This window comes from Limosilactobacillus galli, from assembly GCF_947381495.1.
Classification (GTDB): Bacteria; Bacillota; Bacilli; order Lactobacillales; family Lactobacillaceae; genus Limosilactobacillus; species Limosilactobacillus galli.
This window is the reverse complement of record NZ_CANCWK010000119.1, coordinates 1-411: the sequence shown is the minus strand read 5'-3', so window position 1 is coordinate 411 and position 411 is coordinate 1. Positions and strand designations below refer to the sequence as shown.

The 411-nt window shown below is 42.3% G+C and carries 1 protein-coding gene; it reads left to right on the top strand.

The annotated features are described in order from the left end of the window. A partial coding sequence (gene tnpA, locus QOS10_RS09525) for an IS200/IS605 family transposase (protein ID WP_283595209.1) occupies positions 1-356 on the top strand: 356 nt, incomplete at its 5' end. Between the last annotated feature and the right edge of the window lie 55 nt (positions 357-411).

The following is a 411-nucleotide window of genomic DNA, read 5'->3' as shown; positions in this document are numbered from 1 at the left end:
TGACAAAATATCGACACAAGACATTCGTAACTGACCAACTTAGCGAGGAAATGAAGCAAATTCTATCTTCTATTGCCAAGGACAATAATATCGTAATCGAAAAGATGGAAGTTATGCCTGACCATGTACATGTTTTGATTAGTTTTCCGCCAAGTAAAGCACCAGCTAGTGCGATCAAAGCGCTTAAGGGGCGTAGTGCCTATATCTTTCTTAAGCGCCATCCTGAGATTAAGCAGTCACAATACTGGGGTGGTCACTTGTGGTCGCCGAGTTACTACATGAGCACCCTTGGCAATATGAGCAAAGAAGTGGTCGAAAAATACATTAATGATCAGAAGTATCATGATCCAAAATAAAAACGCCTCTAACGAGGCGTAGGAAGGGGCCTATCCATCCCATGACTAAAGTCAC